Origin of the sequence: Marinitoga sp. 1154 (assembly GCF_013363285.1) — a bacterium.
Classification (GTDB): Bacteria; Thermotogota; Thermotogae; order Petrotogales; family Petrotogaceae; genus Marinitoga.
In genome coordinates, this window is the sequence record NZ_LBFB01000013.1 from 36690 (window position 1) to 63316 (window position 26627).

The 26627-nt window shown below is 29.0% G+C and carries 15 protein-coding genes and 1 riboswitch; of the genes, 7 read left to right on the forward strand and 8 right to left on the reverse strand.

Features of this window, described 5'->3' with window-relative positions; genetic code table 11:
* Window positions 1–52 precede the first annotated feature (52 nt).
* Window positions 53–235: riboswitch (cobalamin riboswitch) on the reverse strand.
* Window positions 236–345: 110 nt separating this feature from the next.
* Window positions 346–3939, reverse strand: coding sequence for a hypothetical protein (locus XO12_RS07205; protein ID WP_047266593.1), 3594 nt, complete (start codon window positions 3937–3939; stop codon window positions 346–348).
* Window positions 3940–4134: 195 nt separating this feature from the next.
* Window positions 4135–9009, reverse strand: a complete 4875-nt coding sequence (locus tag XO12_RS07210; protein ID WP_175420001.1) for a PQQ-binding-like beta-propeller repeat protein — start codon at window positions 9007–9009, stop codon at window positions 4135–4137.
* A 237-nt stretch (window positions 9010–9246) separates the two neighbouring features.
* Here XO12_RS07210 and XO12_RS07215 point away from each other — a divergent pair, with 237 nt between their 5' ends.
* Window positions 9247–10578 (forward strand): FAD-dependent oxidoreductase, encoded by a 1332-nt coding sequence (locus XO12_RS07215; protein ID WP_175420002.1) that lies wholly within the window; start codon window positions 9247–9249, stop codon window positions 10576–10578.
* Between the two features lie 27 nt (window positions 10579–10605).
* Here the strand turns inward: XO12_RS07215 and XO12_RS07220 are convergent, their stop codons facing one another.
* The 5 genes from XO12_RS07220 to XO12_RS07240 form a co-directional block, all read right to left on the reverse strand.
* Entirely contained in the window at window positions 10606–11697 is a 1092-nt protein-coding gene (locus XO12_RS07220) for a 4Fe-4S binding protein (RefSeq protein WP_175420003.1), read from the reverse strand.
* A 16-nt stretch (window positions 11698–11713) separates the two neighbouring features.
* Entirely contained in the window at window positions 11714–13003 is a 1290-nt protein-coding gene (locus XO12_RS07225; RefSeq protein WP_175420004.1) for an amidohydrolase family protein, read from the reverse strand.
* Window positions 12997–14310: an amidohydrolase family protein gene (locus XO12_RS07230; protein ID WP_175420005.1), complete on the reverse strand. Its 1314-nt coding sequence runs from the start codon at window positions 14308–14310 to the stop codon at window positions 12997–12999. Before XO12_RS07230 ends, XO12_RS07225 begins: the two co-directional genes overlap by 7 nt.
* 17 nt (window positions 14311–14327) lie before the next feature.
* Window positions 14328–15323 carry an ornithine carbamoyltransferase gene (locus XO12_RS07235; RefSeq protein WP_047266599.1) on the reverse strand — a complete coding sequence of 332 codons (996 nt, stop codon included), beginning with the start codon at window positions 15321–15323 and terminating at the stop codon, window positions 14328–14330.
* 251 nt (window positions 15324–15574) lie between these two features.
* On the reverse strand, window positions 15575–16786 hold the full coding sequence (locus XO12_RS07240; RefSeq protein ID WP_047266600.1) for a YgeY family selenium metabolism-linked hydrolase: 1212 nt from the start codon (window positions 16784–16786) through the stop codon (window positions 15575–15577).
* A 359-nt stretch (window positions 16787–17145) separates the two neighbouring features.
* Between XO12_RS07240 and XO12_RS07245 the strand changes: the two genes are divergently transcribed.
* Window positions 17146–18354: an ammonium transporter gene (locus XO12_RS07245; RefSeq protein WP_047266601.1), complete on the forward strand. Its 1209-nt coding sequence runs from the start codon at window positions 17146–17148 to the stop codon at window positions 18352–18354.
* Window positions 18355–18484: 130 nt separating this feature from the next.
* On the opposite strand, the gene nth is transcribed toward XO12_RS07245, so the two are convergent.
* Entirely contained in the window at window positions 18485–19123 is a 639-nt protein-coding gene (nth, locus tag XO12_RS07250) for an endonuclease III (protein WP_175420006.1), read from the reverse strand.
* Window positions 19124–19291: 168 nt separating this feature from the next.
* On the opposite strand from nth, the gene XO12_RS07255 reads away from it, so the two are divergent.
* From XO12_RS07255 to XO12_RS07275, 5 genes are read left to right on the forward strand one after another with little or no spacing between them, the layout of a single operon-like run.
* Complete coding sequence (locus tag XO12_RS07255; RefSeq protein ID WP_175420007.1) at window positions 19292–21898, forward strand: glycosyltransferase; 2607 nt, start codon at window positions 19292–19294, stop codon at window positions 21896–21898.
* Window positions 21899–21909: 11 nt separating this feature from the next.
* On the forward strand, window positions 21910–22683 hold the full coding sequence (gene rfbF / locus XO12_RS07260; RefSeq protein WP_047266603.1) for a glucose-1-phosphate cytidylyltransferase: 774 nt from the start codon (window positions 21910–21912) through the stop codon (window positions 22681–22683).
* A 12-nt stretch (window positions 22684–22695) separates the two neighbouring features.
* Window positions 22696–24219, forward strand: a complete 1524-nt coding sequence (locus tag XO12_RS07265) for an N-acetylneuraminate synthase family protein (protein ID WP_175420008.1) — start codon at window positions 22696–22698, stop codon at window positions 24217–24219.
* Window positions 24220–24227: 8 nt separating this feature from the next.
* Entirely contained in the window at window positions 24228–25364 is a 1137-nt protein-coding gene (locus XO12_RS07270) for an FkbM family methyltransferase (protein WP_175420009.1), read from the forward strand.
* A complete protein-coding gene (locus tag XO12_RS07275) occupies window positions 25365–26627 on the forward strand; it encodes a radical SAM protein (RefSeq protein WP_175420010.1) in 1263 nt (420 codons plus the stop codon).

The following is a 26627-nucleotide window of genomic DNA, read 5'->3' on the forward strand; positions in this document are numbered from 1 at the left end:
ATATAATCCCTCCTATAAAAAATCTATTTTCCATCTTCTTTTCGCGAGAAGATGGAACAAATCCCTTTAAAATAGGTCTCCCGGCTTGTGGTTCTCTCTACTCTCAGCGCCTTCCCAGAGAAATGTTTCCAGTGGCATAAGTGCTGATTTCGTCCCCACTCACGGTGGCGCGCCCGCAACGGATTTTCACCGTTTTCCCTTACATTTTAAAGGAATTTTATTTAATTGTCAGTGATATTATAACATGAAAAATTAGTAAAGTAAATATTAAAAGTAAAAATTAAAATATCCTTTTTCTAAAACATAAAAAATCCCCGGGAAATCCCGGGGATTGATGACAAATCTTTAATTTGTTACAAGATTACCAAAGTTAATCCATTTATAGTCTTTTTCTAAATTCAAAGTATAAGGTGCTGAATTATTATCTTGTAGTATGACTACACCGTTATCTCCATCAGATACTATAGAATAGTATTTTGCTCCTGCTCCACCATTTCCTACATAATTAACGCTATATCCTGTTCCCTGAGTGTTATACTCTCCTGCTACATAATCATTATCACTATCCGGATCATTACCTGAAGTATGTAAAGCATCTGCATTAGTTAATGTTGTAACATCTGCTACTCTCATTATAACAACTCCTCTATTGCCTGCAGCTAATTCATAATATCCGGCCGCTCTTTGAACAATACCTGTAATTATTGCATCATCAAATCTTACTCCACCTTGTAATGTCCAGGTTAAAGCATCTGTCCCGTCAAAAGCGTATTTTACTACTGATAGTCCTTGCGTACCATCTGCTATGAAAACATAATCATTAGCTGTATCAACGTATAAATCAAAAGCGGTTCCCGATGTATCGTATCTATCCTGTGCATGATCTCCTGTATCTGGAAGAGCTGGGGAATTTGCTGTTGATATATCAAATAATACAACACCAGCTTCACCATCTGCAATTAATAATGCGGGCTGGTTACCTGCTGTGACTGCGTCATAATCTGCATCATAACCAATAGCCATCATTACACCAACATTACTTGAACCTGTACCTGTATCTATAAAGGTATTAACATATACCGGTACTCTCGTTCTTGCCTGCGTTGTTATGTCAAATACTGCTAATCCTTTAGGACCATCTGCTACATATAAATATTCATCTCCACTCAAATCAAAATTACCATCTGTTGCATATGGATAAACATCATATGCATAACCATCTGTATCAATATTGCCTATTAATGTTATATCTGCTGCATTTTCAAATGGCGTGTCATTACCATCAGCATCAGCATTTATTACAGCAATTCCTTTAGGACCATCTGCTACATAAATCAGGTATTCTTCATTACCAGCACCGTCATCATGTACCTGATAATATACTGCTCTTGCATAACCCTGAGTATTTACTGTTTTAAGTAGAGTTGGAGCTGCAATGTTAGCTAAATTAGCACCAGCATCATATATTTTAACACCTGCTGCGCCGTCTGCTACTATTAAATATCTGTTTCCAGTAACAACTGTATCTCTCGTTACAGAACCTACATCAAAACTACCTGTTAATGTGAGTGCATTTACATCTATTATATTCAATCCATTATAACCGTCACCTATGAACCCTGTACCTCCATCAATCACTATACCTTTTGCATAACCATCTGTATTATATCTTCCAACATAAGCCAATGACGTTTTGCCAAGTTTTACCATTCCATTTGACCCATCTGCTACGTATACATAATCTCCCTGAACATCTACACTTTCTGCATATCCTGTGGTATTGTATGATGTACTTACAGATGGATTTGTTTTATCGCTTACATCTACTTTATACACACCATTTTCTCCTGCTGCAACATATACATAATCACCATCCGCTACAACATCAAGTACATTTGAAATATCACTTAATGTTCCTAAAATTGCTGGATTTGTTACATCACTTATATCAATTATTACAAGGCCGCCTGTATCAGCTGCTACATAAGCTACTGTGCCATCAACTGTTACGGATTTTGAATCTCCGCTTATTGAAAGTTGTGATTTTTGAGTTAATGTAAATTCACCTGATGGATCATCATCATCAGTATTTGCATCATCAGTTGTACCTGGATCAAATTGAACTATATATAATCCTTGAGAACCTGCAGCAACAAGTATATAGTGATTACTACCTGAACCATAATAAGCTACACCTTTTGCTTCGTCCCCAACATAGAAAGGATTTAAAGAACTATCCAATTGGAATTGTGGAGTTGTATTATCATCATCATAAAAAGCTACTTTTAATCCTTTATCTCCATCGGCTATTGCCACATATCCCTCTGAGTTAATATCAAATTTTGCGACATCATATACATATCCTTCTGTATCTATTACATTATCAACAGAGCCTCCATCCTGTTCTATTACAGGATTTGCCGGAGTACTTACATCTATTACAAATACACCTTCATATCCGCCAGCTACAAATATTTTATCAAGTGTCTGTGTTGAAAAACTATATGTTGTGTTTGAACCTGGAAGTTGAGTTTCTCCACCTTTTCCATCCTTTGCCACAACCTTCCAGTAATATGTTGCTCCTCTATCCAGTGATAAGGATGGTGTGATGGAAGTTGTTAAATCTGTTGCTATTTTGGTTGAAGCTACTAAATTGTTTACGTCTGTTTGGTTCGTTCCTAAATAAACATCATAAGTTACACTGTCACCATCAGGATCTGTTGCATCATCAAAATCAAGTGTTGTTGTGATTGATTGGTTACTTGCACCATCTGCTGGCGTTGGACCCGTTGCAGCAAATACAGGTGGTGAATTTTCTGTTGGTAAATTTTTACCATAATTTCTTGCGAATATTATGAAATCATATAAATCTATTTTCCCATCTGAAAAGGCTATGCTATATATGGAATTCGTTTGCCAATCTCCTATTGGTGCTATTTCCGATGGATAAATATCAAAATCTACATCATATGATGCGTCACCTAATTGAGTATCATAATGATCTAAAAACATTAAAAAGTCATCGATATCAACAGTATTATCTCTTTCATCACCTGTTGTATCCGGATCATCAAAATCTCCCAATAAAATTGGATCATATACTACTATATTTCCACCATATGTATCAGCAGAAACAGTGTTTAAATTGCTATCTAATAATGTAACATCAAGTGTTGTGTTCCCTTGACCCTTTGGATTTACATCTTTAGCAATAATATATATTCTTATTATATCTTCATCTTCAATTGTTAGTGTAGAACCATTTTGTGTTGTAAAGGTTATTAATAAATCTCCAGGGTTATTTATTGGATCTGAAAGCAATGTATTTACTGCTGCAGAATTTAATAATTGAACACCATTATTACCTTTGGATGTATCAATGTCTATTAATGTGTTTGGATAGTATAAATGAATTTGGAAAGTTTCAACATTTGAAATGTTTTTTGCATGAATTACTATAGATGCTTCATCCCCTGATCTTAAGGTAATTGCATCAGAAACAGATAAACCATCTTCGTATGGTGCTGTTGCTTTTGTTATTATTCTGTTTGTTTTTTCATCAAGCAATGCTGCTTTGGTGAAAATTTTATTTTTTTCAGGGTTTAAATAGTTTCTTTTAATTGAAAAGAGTTTTTCTCCTTTAAAAATATCTCTTTGAGCCTTTGAAAACATTACAACAGTTTTGTTGGTATAAGACTTTACCAACATTATGGAACTGCTTTTATCATATACAAATGCATTTTCTGGAATAGATGTGTTAAATTCCAGTTCCACTGCTGACGCGTTTACCTTTGAATAAATATCATAATTTGTTCCTAAATCAACACTTACATGATTTGTATTTAGCAGCTCTACTGGTGTAGTTTTAAAACAACTGGAGAGTACAAGTACAATAAAGACTAAAATAAAAAACAAAACACCTTTTTTCTTAATAAACATATTTTCACCTCCATGTTTTTTGAAAATCACATTAGTTATATCGTCTATACACATCCTTACTTTAATAAAAATTTATTTTTATATTTAAACAATATGAATTATCGCTTTATATTTAGACAACATAAATTTTCATTATGTTCAAAATTTTTTAAAAAAAGAGCATTTCTTTCGAAATGCTCTGTCGATGTTTTATTTTTATTGTATTGTTATAATGCCTATATCTGCAATATCCACATCTAATTCATTTCCTGCTGGATCTACAATTCTTGTGTTATTTGTGAATTTCACCTCGGTATTTCCTCTACCTCCTATTGCTGTGAATGTAATTTTGATTATATCACTATCATTTATAGTAAATGGTGAAAAAGATAATGTTGTAATTTTTAATTTTCCATTGTTTATATTTATTATTAAACTTCTTCCTGTTAATTCTCCTATAGCCTGAATTCCACTCTGGGAAATACTTAATTTTGTATTATCATAATCGATTTCAATATCAAATGCAAGAATATTTTCTAATTTCTGACCGTGAATAATAAATTCACCCTGTTGTCCAGATGTTACGATGGCATCTTTGAAATATAATTTTGGTGTGAGTGGACCTATACTTTCTCTAACAGTAAATGAATATGTATCACTTGTATTAATTCCACCTTTTCCATCTTTAACTATTACTTTCCAGTAATAAGTTTGTCCTAATTCCAAATTTGAAACATTAAATGATGTTGTGGTTAGGTTTATTTTATATGGTTCTGTTAAATTTTGATTTGTTCCAAGGTATAAATCATAGCTTAATGGGTCGTTATCAGGATCAGTTGCACTCCAGGATAATGTTATATCTGGATCCACATTTTGAGCATTATTTAATGGTTCTAATAATATCGGCTTATTAGGCGGATTATTGGTTTCCTGAGATGTGGTAAATGAAAATGTATCGCTTGGTGTTTCTCCGCCTTTCCCATCTTTTGCAACTATTTTCCAGTAATATGTTTGATTCATTTCAAGATTGATGTTATAGGTATTTCCGCTATAATTTGTTTCTACGGGAGTTGATAGAATTGGGTCGGAACTTATGTATATATCATATGTTAAAGGATCGTTATCAGGATCTGAACCTTCCCATTTCAGCATTACATTGGTTGATATGTTTTGAGCATTATTTATTGGTTCTAATAATACAGGTTTTAATGGTGGATTGTTTTCATTTATTATTTCATTTATTGTAAATTGCCATAAATCACTTTTTGATATATTACCGTAATCATCATAGGCCGTTATATACCAGTAATATGTTCCGGGAGTTAAATTGCTTATATTATAATATTTCTGAGAAATTTTGCTTATTTTTAATGTTTGGTCTTTTAAATCTCCAAAATATACATCGTAATATACATTATCGCCGTCAGGATCAGAGGATTCCCAGCTTAAAGCCACTGAATAGGCAGAGATTTCAGATTTGTTTGTTGGATATGGATTATACGGTTTCAACGGCGGTCTGTTAGATGGTATTGAAATATTATTTGGATCAATGTTTCCTGTATGTTTTTTATCTCCTAAATATATAGGCCAGGATGAATCCAATAAATTCAATGATTGACCATAAATACCGTATAAATACCCATCAATTGTTCCAAATATTATAACACCATTATTATCAATGTTTGGAGAGTGTCTTATTTTTTTATAATCTTTATACCATTTCATTTCTCCGTTGTATACTATAAATTTTTCATCTGTTGTTATATATTTTGTGTCTTCCATTAATATAAGGGTATATGGATATCCTCCCAATGATAATTTCTCTAAATGATCAATATAATAATAGTATTTATAAAGTGTTCCTGTATCCGTTTCAAAGTATAGGGATTTATCATTTCCCAATAAAATATAATTAATTATTTTCTCATCTATTTGTTTTTTAAAATTTGGCTGCCCTGATCTGTTGTAAGAATATATTTTATTATCTGCAGTAGCAAAGTATAAATTTTCATTTTCATCCATGGTCAATCCTGTTATTATTACTCTTTGAAAACTCAGTTTAAATCTTTCTTCACCATCAGAATTGTAGCTGTACAAATGATTATTTATTCCGAAATATATGTTGTTTTCTTTATCTACAACTATATTTGTTGTTGGCGCTCCATTTAAGTTTCTCTTCCATATTTCATTTCCAAATGCTCCAAGTTTATATATTGTTCCTATATCTGTTATTACGAAAATTTCACTATTTGTTCCCAGAGAAACCGGCTTGTTTATTGCACTATCAAGTTTAATTTTTTCATATAAAGTGCCATCCGAATTAATTATATATAAATTTCCATTATCATTTCCCACAATAATTTGATTTAAAGGATTTATTACAACAGGAGAGTTTATAAATCCATCTGTATTAAAACTCCAGATTTCATTACCATATGAATCGTAGGCATATACTTTTCCTGAACTTGTTGAAAAATATATATAATTTTCATCTGAAATAGCAGGTGAATAAATTATAGCCCCTTCAACATATGTTTTAAATTTCAATTTGGCAGGTTCTGGAACTGTATTAAATGCAAACACCTGACTTTCACTTTCAATTTCTCCATCATTAGCAATTATTTTCCAAAAGTACTTTTTGTCGTTTTCAAGTGTTAATTCATATGATGTTGATTGTGTTGTGGTGATATATTCCAAATTATCATTCTCACCAAGATAGATATCAAAGGATAAAGAATCATCTTCTGGATCTTCAGCATTCCATTCTAAATTTACCGTTACCGGAATTTCTATACTTTGATTTTGGGGATAAATCAAAGTTGGAATATCTGGTCTTGTATTATTTCTTATATATGAATCTCTGTTTCTATATGGGTTTTTTCCATATACGGCCCATAGATCTTTTAATATATTTTTTTCTTCTATAGATATTGCATATAATTTTTCGTCTGTTGCAAAATATAATAGGCCATCGTTTAGCAAAGCATATGTTTTTATATCATTAAATGTTGTACTTAATATTTTATCGGAATTTTTGAAAATCCCGTTGTTTGAAAGAACATATAAATTTTTATTTTCAGAAATTATCATTGTTTTTGGAAATATATCATTTGTAGAATATGTCTCCAGAATATCTCCCATTTTATTAAGTTTGAATATATTATTCTGTCCACAGGCATATAGAAATTCGCCATCATATAATATTTCACCATTTATATTTTCTGGTAAATTAATCGTCCAATTTTTTGTGCCATCTTTTTTATAACTATGCAAAAATACTCCTTCTCCAAAATATAAATTAAAATCTTCATCATTAGAAATATTTGTAGTTATTACGTTATCTAAGGACAATTCTTTAGATATTTTTCCTTTAGGTTTTGTTATTATTATTTTTCCTTTATTGTCAAGATTTCCAGAAAGAACTATATATCCATTTTCAATTATTACCGGTGGAGAATCTGGAATTATATTATAACTTTTCTTCCATTTTAATAATCCGGTTTTTATATCATATACATATAAAATTCCATTTGATGTAATCACATATAAATTTTCTTCATTTTTATAATTCTCACTGGCAACAATTCCAGAAATTGCTTCTGATATTTGTATTGTGTTTTCTAAATTAAATGCCCGAAGATTTATAATGTTTATATTTCCAGCATAATCTGGAATAAATAGTAAGTTTTTATACAATATACTTCCACGTTTTAAACCTTCCAATTCTATTGACCGATCTATTGAATTATCTGTATTCAATTTATAAACACTATTTTCAGAAATTGCTATAAGTTTATTATCGAACATAAAAATATCTTTTATATTTGAAATATTGCTTTCCCACTGAATAGTATCAGGTGATTTTTTTGTTTTAAAATATAATTCATCACTCGCTTTAATTCCATTATAATTATCTTTAGCAACTATTTTTAAATAGTAATTTGTATCAGGATTTAGCTGAAGCGGAAACTCTGTTGATGTAATATTTGTTGCAATTTTTGTATAATTTTTTGTATAATTTCCAATATATATATCATAAGTTAAATTGTCACCATCCGGATCGCTTCCAGTCCATTTTAATGTAATGTCTGAAGGAACTATAGAGTTTTTTGCAGGATATTCTATTGAAGGCATGTCAGGATTTCTATTGACGTCTTTAACGATGATATTTAAAAATCCACTAGCACTATCTTTTGTATCACTTACAAGAATTTTTTCCTGTATTTTTTTTTGAGTATTATCATGTTTTACAAAATCATATCCAGGTTTAAAAATATATGTGTTCCCCTGTATATATGCACCATTATTTGTAAGAATTTGATATTCAAATTGTTTATCTTCCATATCTGATACAAAAATATCTAAATTTAGTTCAAATTCTTCTCCTTCTTTTACTGTATAAGTTTTTGAAGGAAAATCAATTATCGGTGGTGTATTTAAACTCGTTTTAAAAGTCCATATATCAGATAAAGCTGTTGCACCATAAGAATCAAACGTTTCAACTTTCCAATAATATTTTTTCCCCAATTCCAGCTTGTCTATAATATATTCATTTTTAGATAAATTTGTTGCTATTGGTGTTGTTAAAGGAGTAGAATCTGATATATAAAGATTGTATAAGATATTATCCCCATCAAAGTCTATACTTTTATTCCATTGAAATTTTATATTATATGGATAAACATTGTTGTTATTATTTTCTGGATATATCAAAAATGATTTAATAGGTTTATTATTAATCTCAATAGTTTCAAAATTAGCCTCCTTTGATGATTTATTCCCTTTTATATCCACCGCTTCAATTTTCCAGTAATATTTTTTTCCTTCTTCAAGCTTATCTATTTTATATGAATTAATAGCTAAATTCTTTACTTCCTTAATTTTTACGCCATTAGAAAATAGATAAAAATTGTATGATAGCAGATCCTTTTCTGGATCTTTAGCTATCCATTGAAAAATAACATTATCTGGATTTATTTTTTCATTATTAGATGGTGTTAGACTTTCTATTATTGGAGGTTGATTTTTAAATATACATCCTTGTAATAAAAATATAATTATCAGAAAAATTAATATATTTATTTTTTTCATGAATACCACCACCTATTTCGTCTATTTGAAAATTCAGTTCATAATATTATCGTGTTATTTTTCTATAAAGATTAACAAATAACCTATCTGTTTATTATTTTATAATTTTCATATTTCTGTTTTTGTAATATTCTCTTAATTGAAATTATTATAAATATGTAGTATAATTAATTTTGAAAAAAGCGTGCTTTAACTATATAAGTTAAAAAAATAACAAACAGAAGGGGGCGTTTATATATGAAGATAGTGATTATAGGTTGTACACATGCAGGAACAGCAGTGGCTATTAACTCAGCAAAATTATATAAAAATGCAGAAATCACAGTATATGAAAGGAACGATAATATTTCATTTTTGTCCTGTGGTATTGCATTACATGTTCAAGGTGTGGTAAAAGATCCAAAAGGACTATTTTATTCATCTCCTGAGCAATTGAGAAATATTGGTGTAAATACAAAAATGCGTCATAATGTAAAAAATGTTGATTTAAAAAATAAAAAAATTGTTGTAGAAAATCTTGAAACAAAAGAAGAATTTGACGATACATTTGACAAATTAATAATCACAACAGGTTCATGGCCAATTGTTCCAGATATCGAAGGAATACATATGGAAAATATTTTGTTATCAAAAAACTTTTATCATGCGCAGGATATAATTAAAAAAACAGAACAAGTTAAAAATATTATTGTTATAGGAGCAGGATATATAGGTGTTGAACTTGTTGAAGCTTTCAGGGAACACGGGAAAAATGTTACGCTTATAGATATAGAAGATAGAATATTAAGCAGATATCTTGATAAAGAATTTACAGATGTTGCAGAAAAAGCTCTATTAGAAAATGGAGTAAAATTAGCTCTTGGAGAAAAAGTTATTAAATTTGAAGGTAAAGATAATAAAGTAAGAAAGGTAATTACAACTAAAAATGAATATGAAACAGATATGGTTGTATTAGCTATGGGATTTAGCCCAAACACTGCCCTGTTTAAAGGTCAATTGGATATGCTTGAAAATGGTGCAATTATTGTAGATGAATATATGAGAACAAGCGTTAATGATGTATTTGCTGCAGGAGATTCATGTGCTGTATATTATAATCCAGAAGGCAAATACAGATATATTCCTCTTGCAACAAATGCTGTAAGAATGGGAACAATAGCAGCATACAATTTAGCAAAACCAACATTAAAATATCCTGGAACTCAAGGAACATCAGGAATAAAAATATATGGTAATAATTTTGCTGCAACTGGTTTAACAGAAAGTATGGCTAAATCGCAAAATTTGAATGTTGATTCTATTATTATTACAGAAAATAACAGACCAGAATTTATGCCAGAATATTATTCTTTAACATTCAAAGTTGTATATGATAAAAACACAGAGAGAATATTGGGTGCTCAAATAGTATCAAAAGCCGATTTAACACAATCTATAAACACAATGTCAGTTGCTATTCAAAATAAAATGACAATAAAGGATTTGGCATTCATAGATTTCTTTTTTCAACCACACTTTAATAAACCATGGAATTTCTTAAATATTGCAGGATTAGAATATATTAAATAAAAATATGGCGCATGCGCCATATTTTTATTATATAACACCACTAATTGCTTTAACAGGACATCTACTCTGGCATAAACTACAACCAAAACATTTGCTTTCATCAACTATAACTTGTTTATTTTCTTTGTCTACAGTAATTGCCCAGTATGGACATACCATTTCACATAATTTACAGAAAGTACATTTGTTAAGATCTATTTGTGGATATTTTGGTTCAAATATAACTTCCTTTTTCTTTAATCCAACCTTTTTTACCTCTTCTATACTACTAAATCCATATTTCTCAAGAGCTTTAGGTAATTGATCAACTATAGTTTTGTATAGCTGTTTTCCTCTGATCAATGCAGCTGATAGCATTTGAACAGCATCTGCTCCAGCCAATAAGTATTCTAAAACATCATCAGCAGATGCAATCCCACCTACACCTATTACTGTAATTTCAGGAACAGCTTCTTTTATTGTATTTACAAGTGCAAGTCCAAGGTTTTTAATTACAGGGCCTGAAATCCACACCTGCCCTTTATCATTACCTATTAGATTTGTTCGGTTTTTTAAATCTACAAGCATAGTTGGACCTAATGAATTTATTGCAACAATACCTGTTCCCCCATTTTCGAGAACCATTTTAGCAAACGCTACAGGATCTGGAATATGCGGGCTCATTTTCATGAATATCGGCTTATCTGTGTGAGACCTTATTGTTCTAACTGTTTCTGCAATTGTATCTAAATTCTTTCCAACATAATGCGTGGAAATTTCAAATGCATCTGCAAATTTATCCAGCTGTGGAATCAAAATTTCCATATCTTCCTTGGTGTAACCTGCGCTGACTATTAAAGGTAAATCAAGTTCTTGTTTTAATTTTGGTAATATTTCATTTATCCACTTTTCCGGTGGTAATTCAGACCATAATTCTGCATTTACAATATAATTATTGGTGCCGTATATACAAGGTCTTGGAACTTCTGCAGCCTTAGTAGATATAGTTTTGGTAACCATCCCTCCAACGCCAAGTCTTGCAAGGTATAGCATCTTTTCATCATCACCAACTAATGGACCAGATGCTGGCATTAAAGGATTCTTCAATTTTATCCCTGCAAATTCTGTACTTAAATCCATAATTTCCCCCCTATTATCATAATTTTCTCCACAAGTTTTCGGCAATTTTTTTTGCTTCATTATAAATTTTTTCAACTTCAAATTTTACTTCTCTATCTTTCATTAAAAATTCGCCATTAACAATAGTATCAGCAACATCCAGATTATCCCATATCCCAAAAAATACATGACCTAAAATATTACTTTCATCAATAGGTGTAAATGGTTTATACTCAAAAGATATCATATCAGCCTTGTATCCTCCTTTTATTCTTCCGAGTTTTATTCCAAGCATTTCACCAACAAGATTATAAACATTATCTATATTTCTTTTTAAATCCTCAAAATTAAAGAATAATGGATTATTATATCTATATTTTTGGGTAAAATATAGATTTAAATACTCTCTTGTAATGTTATATCCTAAACCATCATTACCCACAATAGTATTTATTCCTTTTTCTTTTAATAATTTATAATTTGGTAATCCCACAGCATTATTCATATTTGATGTTGGATTTAAAGCCACATATATATCATATTTAGACATTATTTCAGCTTCTTTTTTATCAATATGTACACAATGAGATAATATAGAATTTTTTGTTAGTAAATTAAATTCTTCCAATCTTTCAACTACTCTTTTTCCGTATTTATTTATAGAATCTTCCTCATCTTCTATACTTTCAGCTACATGAATATGTATAGGTGCACCATTTAAATTTTCCGATACTTTTTTTAATGTTTCGTTTGATAATGAAAGTGATGCATGAAGTCCAAACATACCTGCATATTTTTCTGAAGAATTTTTTAGAAATTCACTGTTTTCTTGTATACATTCGTCTACATCAAATCTATCACTTGTTTCAAAACAAAAAATCCCTCTTATTCCTATTTCATCGCTTAATCCTTTTTTTAATTCATTTAAAGTGCCTTTTATTGATATTCCACTGGCGTGATGATCTATTACAGAAGTAATTCCATTTTTTATAAGCTCAATGCCACTGATTAAAGAGCTATAATATGTTATTTCTAAGTCTATTTTCGAATCCAATTTCCACCATAATTGTTTTAGTATATCAGAAAAACTTTTTGGGTTAAATTCTACGCTCATTCCTCGAGCAAATGTTGAATATATATGAGTATGACCGTTAACAAATCCTGGCATTATGAGTTTTCCTTTAAAATCTATAATTTCTTCATTATCTTTTTTTTCAAAATTTTCCATTGAACCTACTTCTAATATGTCTTTATCAAATCTGATATACTGATTTTCTTTATATGTTTCATAATCAAAGATATTACAATTTATAACGGCCTTTACCATCTTATCTCTTCCCTTCTTAAAAAGCGTCCTCTAATTCTGCTTCCTACAAGATTTTCATCTTTTATAACAAACCTTCCTCTTGAAATAGTTGTTATAACTTTTCCTTTAACCTTTATATCCTCATATACTGTATAATCTGCATTTGAATGATGCGATTCTATAACCCATTCCTTTTCTGGATCAAATATTACAATATCTCCATCAGCTCCCGGTAACAATGTTCCTTTTTGTGGATATAACCCATAATACTTTGCAACATTCTTTGTGAATTTATCAATTACTTCATTTTCAAACAACGTGTACATTAACGAGAATGAAAATTCAACCCCACCAATGCCCATAGGCATAATATTTGTGTATTCTCTTTTCTTTTCTAATGAATTAAAAGGGCAATGATCTGTACCAATCGTTTGTAAAAATTTTATATTTTCAATTAATTTTTTCCTTTCTTCTTCACTTCTCAATGGTGGCGTCATTGAGTATAAATATCCATTTTTTTGTGTAAATTTTTCGTCATTAAAATAGAAATAGTGAGGACAGCTTTCCAACACAAGATTTTTTCCTATAATATCTTTGAATCTTTTTTTTAATGTTTCAAGAGAATATCCACTTGAAAGATGTACTATATATAATTGCCCATTATAATATTCCGATATCTCTGCAAGCTTTACCACCTCAGTTACCTCGGAAAGTGTTGATCTAACTTTAGAATGTTCTTTCATCGGGATATTTTTCAAGTCCTCTATTAATTCATTATTTTCAGCGTGAACTGTTACAACAATTCCGTATTCTTTTGATAATTTCAAAAGTTTTGATATATATTTATCTCCTGTCATTCTTGAACCATAGGTTGTAAATAGTTTTATACTCGATATGCCCAACTCTTTACATTTTACTATAAGGTCCTCTGGGTCAATAGTTGGATTTGAAATTGTAGCATGAAATGCGTAATCTGTCAAACTCTTTTTAGCAAGAATTTTTCTTTTTTCAAATGCTTTTTCAAGTTCTTCTAAGTTTTTTATTGGATCAAGAAAGTCTATATAAGATGTAATTCCACCAAAAGCAGCTGACGTTGAACCGGTTTTAAAATTATCAACAGATGTATATTTGCCAACTGTTAATTCAAAATGAACATGAGGATCGATAAAACCGGGAAGTATAAACTTCCCGGAAACATTATATTCTTCTTTTGATTTTAGATATGAAGAGGAAATATCTTTTATTTTTCCATTTTTAATGTATATATTTCCATCTATAAATTCATTATCAATATAAATTTTTCCATCCAGTATTGCTAAATCAAACATATAAGATCACTTCCTAATTATCTTCCACCCATTAACAATGTCATAACAGCTTTTGCTGTATGGATTCTGTTTTCTGCCTCGTCAAAGATTATAGAGTGTGGTCCATCAATAACTGAGTCAACAACTTCTTTACCTCTATCTGCTGGTAAGGCGTGCATATATACAGAATCAGGTCTTGTTAATTTCATTTTTTCTTCATCACATATCCAGTCTTTATGTTTTGCTGTTTCAGCTTTAATTTCTTCAGGATCGTTTGAGACAAAGAATCCTCCCCAATTTTTTGGGATAACAACATGTGCATCTACAAAAGCATCTTCCATTTTATGAGAAATATTCAATTTTCCTCCATATTTTTCCGCATTTTCCTGTGCTTGTTTTACTATATCTGGCATTAAATCAAACTTTTCAGGATATGCTAATGTTACATCCATACCCAATCTTGTAAATAATAATATCTGTGATTGAGGTACAGACAATGGTTTTAAATGACTTTCTGCATATGCCCAGCTAATTCCAACTTTTAAACCTCTTAAGTTCTTTCCAAATCTTTCCTGCATTGTCATAACATCTGCTAAAACCTGGAATGGATGATAAATATCATCCTGTAAATTCATAACAGGAACCTGAGATACAGAAGCCATACCTCTTAAATATTTGTTTCCTTTTCCAAATTCACAGGCTCTAACCGCAATACCATGACCCATTCTTGCAAGAACTCTCGCTGTATCTTCAGGTGTTTCACCGTGAGAAAGTTGCATCATGCTTGGGTTTAAGAAATTAGCATGCCCCCCTAATTGTGCGATACCTGCTTCCATTGAATTTCTTGTTCTTGTTGATTGATCAAAGAAAATCAAAAATAATGTCTTATACAATAAATATGGTGTTGGTATATTAGAAGCCATTTTAATTTTCAAATCTCTTGCGAGATCCAACATCATTTCTATCTCTTCATTTGTAAAATCCTGTGTTGTTATGAAATGTCTACTTTTTTCTGTTTTGAAAAATGCTGACATAATGTCTACCCCCTTGATATATTTTTATGAATTTTATGATTATCAACCTGTCCAAAAAATCTAAAATGAAATGAAGACTCGAAGATTGCCCTTAAAATTATGAATGAAAGCCGTCAAAATTACATGGATGTAATTTTGAGCGAAACAATACACGATGTATTGTTTGAGCGACGGCTGAGAATGAATAATTTTAAGGATTAGCAATCGAGCTGTCTGAGTGAATTTGGATTTTTAGACACTCTTTGTAATTATTATTTTATTTTTTCTACCAATGTTTTTGGGAAATTAGCATAAAATGCTGCTGCTTTCACAAGATGTTCGATCTTTACTTTCTCATTCGGAGCATGTGCATATTTTTCATCACCTGGACCAAAACCAACTGTTGGAATATTATAAACACCAGCTGTAGCTATACCATTTGTGCTAAATGTCCATTTATCTATTAAAGGTTCTTTTCCAAATGTTTTAATATATGCTTCTTTTGCTGCTTGTACAACATCTGAATTCTCTTCAAGTACCCATGTTGGAAAATACTTTTCAACAGGATATTCAATTCCGGTATATGCAGGTTTTGAATATGTCAATTCCACTATTTCTGCATTAATTCCTGTTTTTTTAAATATTTCTCTTATTTCTTCAAACGCGCTTTCCTTTGTTTCACCAGCTGTAAGTCTTCTATCAATGTGAATTACACACTCATCTGGAACAGCATTATGTGAAGGTGATTTAAAGAATATTTGAGAAACAACGATTGTCCCTTTTCCAAGGAAAGGATCATAATGAAGATTTTCATTTAATTTTTCTATTTCATTTATAATTTTTGCCATTTTATAAATAGCATTATCTCCTCTTTCTGGAGCACTTGCGTGTGCAGAAAGACCAACAGTTTTTATCCTGAATTCTATTCTTCCTCTATGCCCTCTATACACATTCAAACTTGTTGGCTCTGTAATAACTACAAAATCCGGTTTTATTTTATCTTCTTCGACAATGTATCGCCAGCATAATCCGTCACAATCTTCTTCCATAACTGTCCCAGTTACATAAACGGTAAAGTCATCTAATAAATTTAATTCTTTTAAAATTTTCATTCCGTATACCATGGAACACATACCTGCTTTTTGGTCAGATGCTCCTCTTCCATATACCCATTCATCATCCCAATCGCCACTAAATGGGTCTTTATCCCATAAATCAGGGTTACCAACTTCAACAGTATCAATATGTGCATCCATTGCAATAACTGTTTTACCATTTCCTATTCTTCCAAGTATATTGCCTAACCCATCAATTTTCACTTCATCAAATCCTACTTTTTCCATTTCTTCTTTAATAACCTGTATAACTTCTTTTTCTTCTCCAGAGTAACTCCTTGCTTTTATCAATTTGCTCATAAACTTAACAATGTCTTCACGGTATTTTTCTGCTAATTCTAATGTTGTCAAATTTATCCCTCCCTGCATAAACTTTATAAAATTATATAACTTTTATTTTAAAATTAAAAACCTGTACAATTCTCATTAACACTATTTTATCAATTAGAATTTGAAATATAGTTGATTATCTTGTTTATTTATAATATTCCTCTTGATAACACTATTTTTATAATGAAACGTATCATTATCTTTAATGTTTTATATATAATATTTGTATAAATTATTGTTTGATAATATGTATATTTCAGCTGTTAGTATATGATACAAATTATTTATAATAGATAAAATCTAAAATTCTTTCATTTTCAAATTTGATATTTTTTTTTGATAGAGTTATAATTTTTAATATCTTGGGGAATGGGTAATTAAATTGAAGGGGTGAAAAAATGTTTGATACAGGAAACACAGCATTTATGCTTCTTGCAACAAGTCTTGTTATGCTTATGACACCTGGGCTTGCTTTCTTTTATGGTGGATTAGTTGGTAGAAAAAATGTTCTAACTATTATGATGCAGAGTTTTGTTTCTATGGGATGGACTACTATTTTATGGGTAACTTTTGGATTTACTATGAGTTTTGGTAATGATATTTTAGGAATAATTGGAGATTCCAAATATTTATTTCTTCATGGAATTTCTATAAATACACCATTTGGTGCAAATACAGGAATACCAATGATTGTATTTGTTGCATATCAGATGATGTTTGCTATAATCACACCGGCTTTAATAACAGGTGCTTTTGCAGATAGAGTAAAGTTCAAAGCTTATATGATTTTTTTGACTGTTTGGCTTATTTTTGTTTATTTCCCTCTTGTTCATATGGTTTGGGGAGGAGGATTGTTTCAAAAGTGGGGAGTTTTAGATTTTGCAGGTGGTATTGTGGTTCATGCAAGTGCTGGTGCAGCTGCATTAGCTTCGGTGTTTTTTGTAGGTAAAAGAAAACAAAAGAATGTAAAACCACATAGTATTCCACTTGTTGCACTGGGAACCGGATTATTATGGTTTGGATGGTATGGTTTTAATGCTGGTAGTGAGTTAAGGGTAGATGCTGTAACTGCAAATGCTTTTTTAAATACTGATGTTGCAGCCTCATTTGCTGCTATTACATGGTTGATTTTAGCTATAATTTTTGAAAGAAAACCTAAAATACTTGGTATGCTTACAGGAGCTGTTGCCGGTTTGGCAACAATTACACCAGCTGCTGGTTATGTAACAGTTCAAACTTCAATGTTAATAGGAATAATCGCTTCTATTGTTAGCTATGCTGCAGTATTATATAAAAACAAAAAAGGCTGGGATGATGCTTTAGATGTATGGGGAGTACATGGTGTAGGTGGATATCTTGGTATAGTTCTATTAGGATTATTTGCTACGAAAAGTGTTAATAGTAATGGCGCTAATGGTTTGTTATACGGGAATGCAGGTTTTTTCTGGAAAGAATTTATAGCAGTAACTTTAGTTTCAATTTATGCATTTATTTTTACATATATAGCATTATGGCTTATAAACAGAATTACACAGGTTAGAGTTAGCGGTGAAGCTGAAATTGAAGGATTGGATAAAAACGAATTTGGCGAGGAAGCTTATTTATAAAAATGATAATATATGTTTTCATAAAAAGTGACTCCTTATGGAGTCACTTTTATTAAATTATATGTTTTTATATAAGAAATTATGATTAAACTTTGTCTTTTTATTTAAGAATGAAATATAATTATTTTAATCACTTTTTATCCTGGTAGTAATTGCAAAAAGTTTTTATAGAACAAATTTCACATTCCGGATTTCTTGCTTTACAAATATTTCTTCCATGATATATTAACCAATGATGAGCTTTTCCCCATAACTCTTGTGGAATATTTTTCATTAAATCTTCTTCTGTTTTTTTTACATTTTTTCCATTTGCCAAACCTATTCTATTTGCAACTCTAAAAACATGTGTATCAACAGCAATAGCATCTTTCCCAAACGCAACACTTAACATTACATTTGCGGTTTTTCTTCCAACTCCAGGTAATTTTATTAGTTCTTCTCTTGTTTCTGGTATTTTTCCATTATATTTTTCTAATAACATCTTACACGTATTTATTATATTCTTGCTTTTTGTTTTATATAATCCCACACCCTTTATATACTTTTCCAGTTCTTCTGGTTTTAATTTAGCAAAATCTTCTGGTGTTTTGAATTTTGAAAACAATGTTGGAGTTACTTTGTTTACTTGATTATCTGTAGTTTGAGCTGATAACATTACAGCAATTAATAATTCAAATGTGTTTTTATATTTTAGCGCTGTAGTGGAATTAGGATATGTTTTTTCTAATATTTCCAGTATTTTTTTTATTTCTTTTTTGCTTTTTTTCATTATACATATCATCCTTTCGATTATATCATTTCTTAAATTATATCATATCTCTATTATTTAATTTGAGAGTTTGAATTATTTTAGAACATCGTGTGTAGGTAATGTGTTGATTAAAAATATGTTATAATTATTATGTATATATAAATTTTACTAAAAGGAGATTTTTATATGAAAAAAAAGGAATTAATTTTAAACTTAATTAACCAAAAAAAATTTGATAAAGCTGCAACATTAATTGAAAATATAAATGATATAGTTCAAAAAAATAACTTAAAGGGATTGTTATATTTTAATAAAGGTGAAATTCAGAAAGCAAAAAACTTTTTTGAAAAAGCTTTAAAAGTTGATTCTGAAAATGATGATGTTTTATTTAATTATGCGTATATACTGAAATTAATGAATAAAGATTTAGATTCTTGGAGATATTTAATGAGAATAAAAAATAAAGATTGGGCAACGTATGATTTGTTAGGAGATATAGAAATAAACAATAGAAGTAAAGCTGCTGGTATTAAAAATTATTATATTGCGTCAACTCTAATAAGAGATATATCTATGAAAAAAAAATATGATCTTGCTAAGAAAACTTTTTTTAAAAATATAAAAATAGCTTTTTTATGCTTACCAGGTCTTGACACTTTCATAAAACCCATTTATGAATATATATCATTTTTATATCCGTCTAAACTTGTAATATCAAATAATAGTGAAGAGTTGAAAAATGCTGTTGAATGGGCAGATGTTATATGGTTAGAATGGGCTAATGAAGTAGCTAACTTTGTTACAAATAACATCGATTTAAAAGAGAAAAAAGTTGTATGTAGATTACATGGATATGAAGTTTTCACAAATATTCCAGGTCAAATAAATTGGAATGCTATTGATCATCTCTTTTTTGTTGCAAAGCACAAAAGAGAAATATTTTTTAAAAGATTCGGTGAGAAAATAAATATTAAAAAAACAAGTATTTTAAGAAATGGAATTGATTTAAGTAAGTTTCAATATCTTAATAAAAAAACTCCCGGAAAAAAACTTGCAATAATAGGAAATATTAATTATAGAAAGGGTTTTGAAATCTTATTATGGGCTTTTTATGAATTAATAAAAAAAGATGACGAATATAAATTATTTATTAGAGGAGATTTTCAAGATATACGTTATAAAATAGCTATAGAAACAATGATTGAAGAATTAAATCTAAAAAAATATATAAAGTTTGTTCCAAGAGTTGAAAACTTATCTATGTGGTTAAAAGATATAGATTATATTATATCATCTTCAATAGAAGAGTCTTTTCATTATACAATTGGAGAAGCTATGGCTATGGGAATAAAACCTGTAATACATGCTTGGAAAGAAAGTAGAGAAATATGGCCAGAAAAAAATATTTTTAGAAACACTGAGGAGTTTTTAGATATTATATTAAACCAAGAATATAACTCAGAAAATTATAGACTTTTTGTAGAAGATAAATATCCTATAGAAAAACAATTGTTTGAAATTGAGAAATTACTTGATAGTTTTGAAAAAGACTTAAATAACTCAGAAAATTATATGCTAAATAATAATAGAATTTTAAGATTTAATTATTCAAAAACATCAGAAAATAAATATATATGGTATTTAATGAATGAGTTTGGAAGATTTCAATATGGCGGTGGTGAAAGAGTTTTAGTATCTTTTTCAAAAGAGGCTAAAAAATATGGATATAAACTTATTTTTATTTCAAATAATTATACAAAAAAATCTTTGGATATATTAAAAGATCTTGGATTTGAAGGAGAAATATTGATTATAAATACACCTTTAACAGAATATCCCAGAGATTTTATTAAAATTAGAAATTTTATTGAAGAATTATCTTCTATAAAAGATAAATATCCGCCAGATTTAGTAATAGGACATCCAGTAACTGCAAGTATGTGGTTAGAGGAAGCAAATAAGGTTTTAAAGTTAAATGTGAAACATTATTTGATTACTATAGTTAATTTCCTTATTGGAGATATATCCCAAAACATCAAATTTTATAAAGAATCCATAAATAACATATTGCATATAGACGCATTAACAAAAGAGTATCTTGAATTAAGATTAAAAGTTAATAATTTTAATTTTAATGAATATAATTACGTAGGAGTTCCTTATTTTACAATTGATAAATTAAAAAATATAAGATTAAATAATAATTTTGATAGTAAAATTCGAATTATAATGTATCCACGTTTTACCTATACAAAATCTTTTGTATTAAATGCAGTGGAAGATATGGCAAAACTTATTAATAATGGTTATGAATTTTATGTGAATATAGTAGGTGTTGGTGGATTCAGTAATACTATAAAAGAAATTATAAAATTTCATAATGTTGAAAAGTATATAAAAATAATTCCACTTGAAAAAATTGATTTTAGATTTGTAGCAATACATGATCTTGCAGTAAATACAGGGGTTTCTGCAAGCGAAACATCATATCTTGGAATTCCAACGATTTTTGCAGATACTACACCGTGGTTTAATTTCGTTTCTCAATATACAGGATATATTAATCCAAGAGGAATATTAGGGAAGGACTTTAATCTTGAAGATCCATATTTTGATTTTTATAGTTATAATACATATTATGATATAGTAAAAAGCATATTAGATCTAGAAAATCCCAAAAGATATTTAAGAACTTTGGGAGAAGATTTAAGAAATTATACTAAAGAAGCGTTGAAATTTTATAATGAAGAAAGTGTTTTTAAAAGAATACTTAAATTTTCTGGTATTTTATAAGGGGGAATAAGATGAAAGTTGTAATTTTGGCAGGCGGTTATGGAACACGGTTGGAAGAAGAAACAATAAGAATCCCTAAACCTATGGTTGAAATAGGTGGAAAACCGATACTATGGCATATTATGAAAATATACTCTTACTATGGTTTTGATGATTTTATAATTTGTCTTGGTTATAAAGGATATGTTATAAAGGAATATTTTACCAATTATTATAATCATATGAGTGATATGACAGTAGATTTATCTACAGGTAATATAGAAATACATAATAGTTACTCTGAAAAATGGAAGGTTACATTAGTTGATACGGGATTAAATACAATGACTGGGGGAAGAATAAAGAAAATAAAAAAATATTTAAACAATGAAAGGTTTATGCTTACTTATGGTGATGGAGTTGGAAATGTAAACATAAAAAAGCTTGTCGAATTTCATAAAAAACATAGTAAATTGGCAACTATCACAGTTGTTCAACCAATAGGAAGATTTGGTGTTTTGAATATAGATAAAGATAATTCAGTTAAATCATTTATAGAGAAACCAAAAAGTGAAAATTCGAGAATTAATGCAGGTTTTTTTGTTTTAGAACCACAAGTTATTGACTATATAGTCGATGATAATACTGCGTGGGAAGATGGGCCGCTTGAAAAATTGGCAAAAGAGAGTAACTTAATGGCTTTTCATCATGATGGATTTTGGAAGCCAATGGATACTTTAAGAGACAAGCATGAGCTTGAAAGATTATGGAATACCGGAAAAGCTCCATGGAAATTATGGGAATAAGGAGGAACTATTATGATTGAATTGTTTAAAAAACCATTATTTGTTTTTGAAATGGCTAATAATCATCAGGGAAATGTCGAGCATGGAAAAAGAATTATTCGTGAAATAAAAAAAGTTGTCAAAGAGTTTGAAAATATCTTTGATTTTGCATTTAAATTCCAATATAGAGATTTAGATACGTTTATTCATCCTGATTATAAAAATGATTTTTCTTACAAATATATAAAACGTTTTTCGGAAACAAAATTAAGTGAATCTCAGTTTTTAGAGTTGAAAGATGAATTAGAAAAAAATGAATTTATAACAATGTGTACACCCTTTGATGAGAATTCTGTTAAAAAAGTTATAAAGCATAATTATGACATAATAAAAGTAGCGAGTGCATCTTTTACTGATTGGCCATTATTGGAGGAAATTTCAAAATATGATAAGCCAATTATTGCTTCAACGGCTGGTGCAACATTAAATGAAATAAGAAATGTTATATATTTCTTTAAACATAGAGGTAGAAATATTAATATTATGCATTGTGTTGCTGCATATCCTACAACAGACGAAAAATTAGAATTAAATCAGATTGATTTGTTGAAAAATGAATTTCCTGACATTAATGTAGGTTTTTCAACGCATGAAAAACCAGATAATTTTGATGCTATAAAAATAGCTATTGCAAAAGGGGCTACCATATTTGAAAAACATGTTGGAGTTGAAACAGATAAAATAAAATTAAATGCATATTCTGCTAATCCAGAACAGGTTTATAAATGGTTAAAGTCGGCAAAAAAAGCATATATAATGTCCGGAGTTCGAGGAAAAAGATATTCATTTTCAAAAGAAGAACTTACATCTTTAAAAAATCTAAGAAGAGGTATATTTGCATTAAAAAACATTTCAAAAGGTCAATGTATAACTATGAATGAAGTTTTTTTTGCTATACCAAGACAAAATGGGCAATATGCATCCAATGATATGTCTAAATATAAAAAGTTTGTAGCCAAAAAGGATATTAAAGCATATGAACCAATTTCTGAAAACAATGTTGAGATAAAAGATTTATATCCTCAGATAAAAGAATATGTGAGAGAAATTCTCGATATTGTTAGGAAAAGTAATGTTGTAATTCCGGAAAATAGTGTCTGTGAGCTTTCACATCATTATGGATTGGATAATTTTAAAAACTTTGGAGCAGCAATTATAGACATAATAAATAGAGAATATTGCAAAAAAATAATTATATTACTTCCTGGACAAAAGCATCCTGAACATTATCATAAACAAAAAGAAGAAACATTTAATGTATTATACGGAGATTTTATAATAAATATAGATGGTCAAGAAAGAGTTTATAAACCCGGAGATATTATAATAGTGGAAAGAAATAAAAAACACTCTTTTTATAGTGAAACAGGTGCAGTTATTGAAGAAATTTCAACAACACATTTCAAAAATGATTCATTCTATAGCGATAAAAAAATCCAATCTAACAAACACAGAAAAACACAAATTTATTTAACAGAAGATATATTATCTTATTAGGTGGAATTATGGATAAATTTAAAGAATTAGAAGATTTATTAAAAAAACAATATATTTCATATTCTGAACAATTTTCTTTATATCATTTAGTAAAAGGAAAAAAAATATTGTTATATGGTTGCGGAAGTGGATGTATAACCTTTTTTTCAATAGTATTAGATAGGTATAATGATATAAAAATAGATGGAATTATCGATAAAAGAGCAGAAAATGGAGAAAAGTTTAGAGATATTCCTTTATTTAACCCAGAATCTTTAAATATACATGACACTGAGAATTATGTAGTAATAATAACTGTTGGAAAGAAAGAATATTATAATGAAATTTTCAATATACTTAAACAAAAGAATTTTAAAAATATTATTTTAGCAAATCAAATATATGAATATCATCTTCATTTTACAAGTCATGAAATAGAGAAAATGGGTTTTTCATATTATAAAAAGCAAAAGGATAAAATATTAAAAGCTTTCACATTATTTTCGGATAAATTAAGTATAGATATTTACTTAAAATATTTAAAAACACATATATATAAAGTGCCTCAAGAATTACCTTATGAAAGTGTGGAAAAGCAATACTTTCCTGATGATATAATTATGAATTACTCGAGGTTTATTAATTGTGGTGCATATAATGGAGATACTATAAGAAATCTTGTAAAATACAAAGGAAAGCAAGAGTCTGTAGTTTGTTTTGAACCAGATTTAATTAATTTTAGTAAATTGATTAAATATATTAATAACAATAAAAAAGATATAGCGGATACAATTTTCGCATATCCATGTGGAGTATATTCTAAAACAACACAAATTTTCTTTTCATCAGGAAATAATACCAACAGTAAAATATCAGCTAATGGAAAAGATCTTATACAAACAGTAAAATTAGATGATGCGTTGATTAATTATTCTCCAACATTTATTCAGATGGATATAGAAGGAGCTGAAATAGAAGCAATAAAAGGTGGTGCCATATTGATCTCTACGTATAAACCTGATTTAGCTATTTGTGTTTATCATAGTGTGGAACATATATGGGAAATTCCATTAATGCTAAATAAATTAAATCCTGATTATAAATTTTATTTAAGAAATTATACTGGATATATAAGTGAAACTGTATTATACGCTAGGAGTGAATAAATGAACGATTTCAAACCGTTAAAAACTATTCAAGGAATGAGTATAAAAGATTTAAAAAATTTTATAAATGAAAAAGACGTATTTATATGGGGTGTTGGGCAATTAGGGAGAGTTATAAAAAAGAATCTTGAAAAAAATAAAATACATATAAAAGGATTTTGTGATTCAGATACAAAAAAAGTGGGAACCATAATTGAAGATAAAAGAGTTTATTCTTCAAATAAAGCGATTGAATTGGCAAAGAAAAAAAAGGCTGTTTTAATTTTGGCTGCAGCACAATATAAACATGAGATGGAACAAATATGTAAAGAATCTGGATTAAAAAAGAAGATTGATTATATAACTTATATAAATATTAGACGCCCAGAAGCTGTTGTGGAAATATCGGGGATATGTAATTTAAATTGCGTATTTTGCCCGCAAGGAAATATGAAAATAAAGAAAGGAATAATGCCTTATAGAATATATAAGGAAGTTTTAGATAAGTTATTACAGGAAATACCTTTTTTAACGAATATCCAATTATCTTTATGGGGAGAACCTTTGTTAAATCCAGAAATAGATAAAATAATTGAATATTCTGAAAAATACGTACCAGTCTCATTACAAACAAATCTTCAAAATTCTGAAAACATTGAAAAAGTAATAAAAGCGCAGCCAACCCAATTAATTGTGTCAGTAAGTGGCGCTAAACAAAAATATTCCAAATACTATGGCAATGCATCATGGGAGATATTTAAGAAAAACGTAAATCTTTTAAATTTACTAGTAAAGCAGTACAATCCAAAAACACAGATATCTTTTTTATATCACTTTTATAAAGACAATAAGAATGATTATAAAGAAATAAAACAATATTTGGCTAGATATGATTTTAATTTATCTCCATCGTGGGCCTATCTAAATCCATACAATCATTTATTAAATTATATTGAAACAAAAGAAATGGAATATAGTTTAAAAAGTTTTCTAGATACACTTTCATGGGATATAGATAAAGTACTTGACATTATAAAAAAGGAAATAGGAAAACCATGTTTATGCCAGAGATTATTTCCTATAATAAATTGGGATTTGTCGGTGTTTCAATGCCATTTATACTACACAAAAATACATGATAATTTTTTAGAAATACCTTATAACAAATTAATAGAATTAAGACATAGTCAACAAATATGCAGAAGATGCCAAAAATATGGACTTCATAGATTGGATATAGACATATTAATAAAAAAATATGGAGAAAATAAAATTTTAAAATAA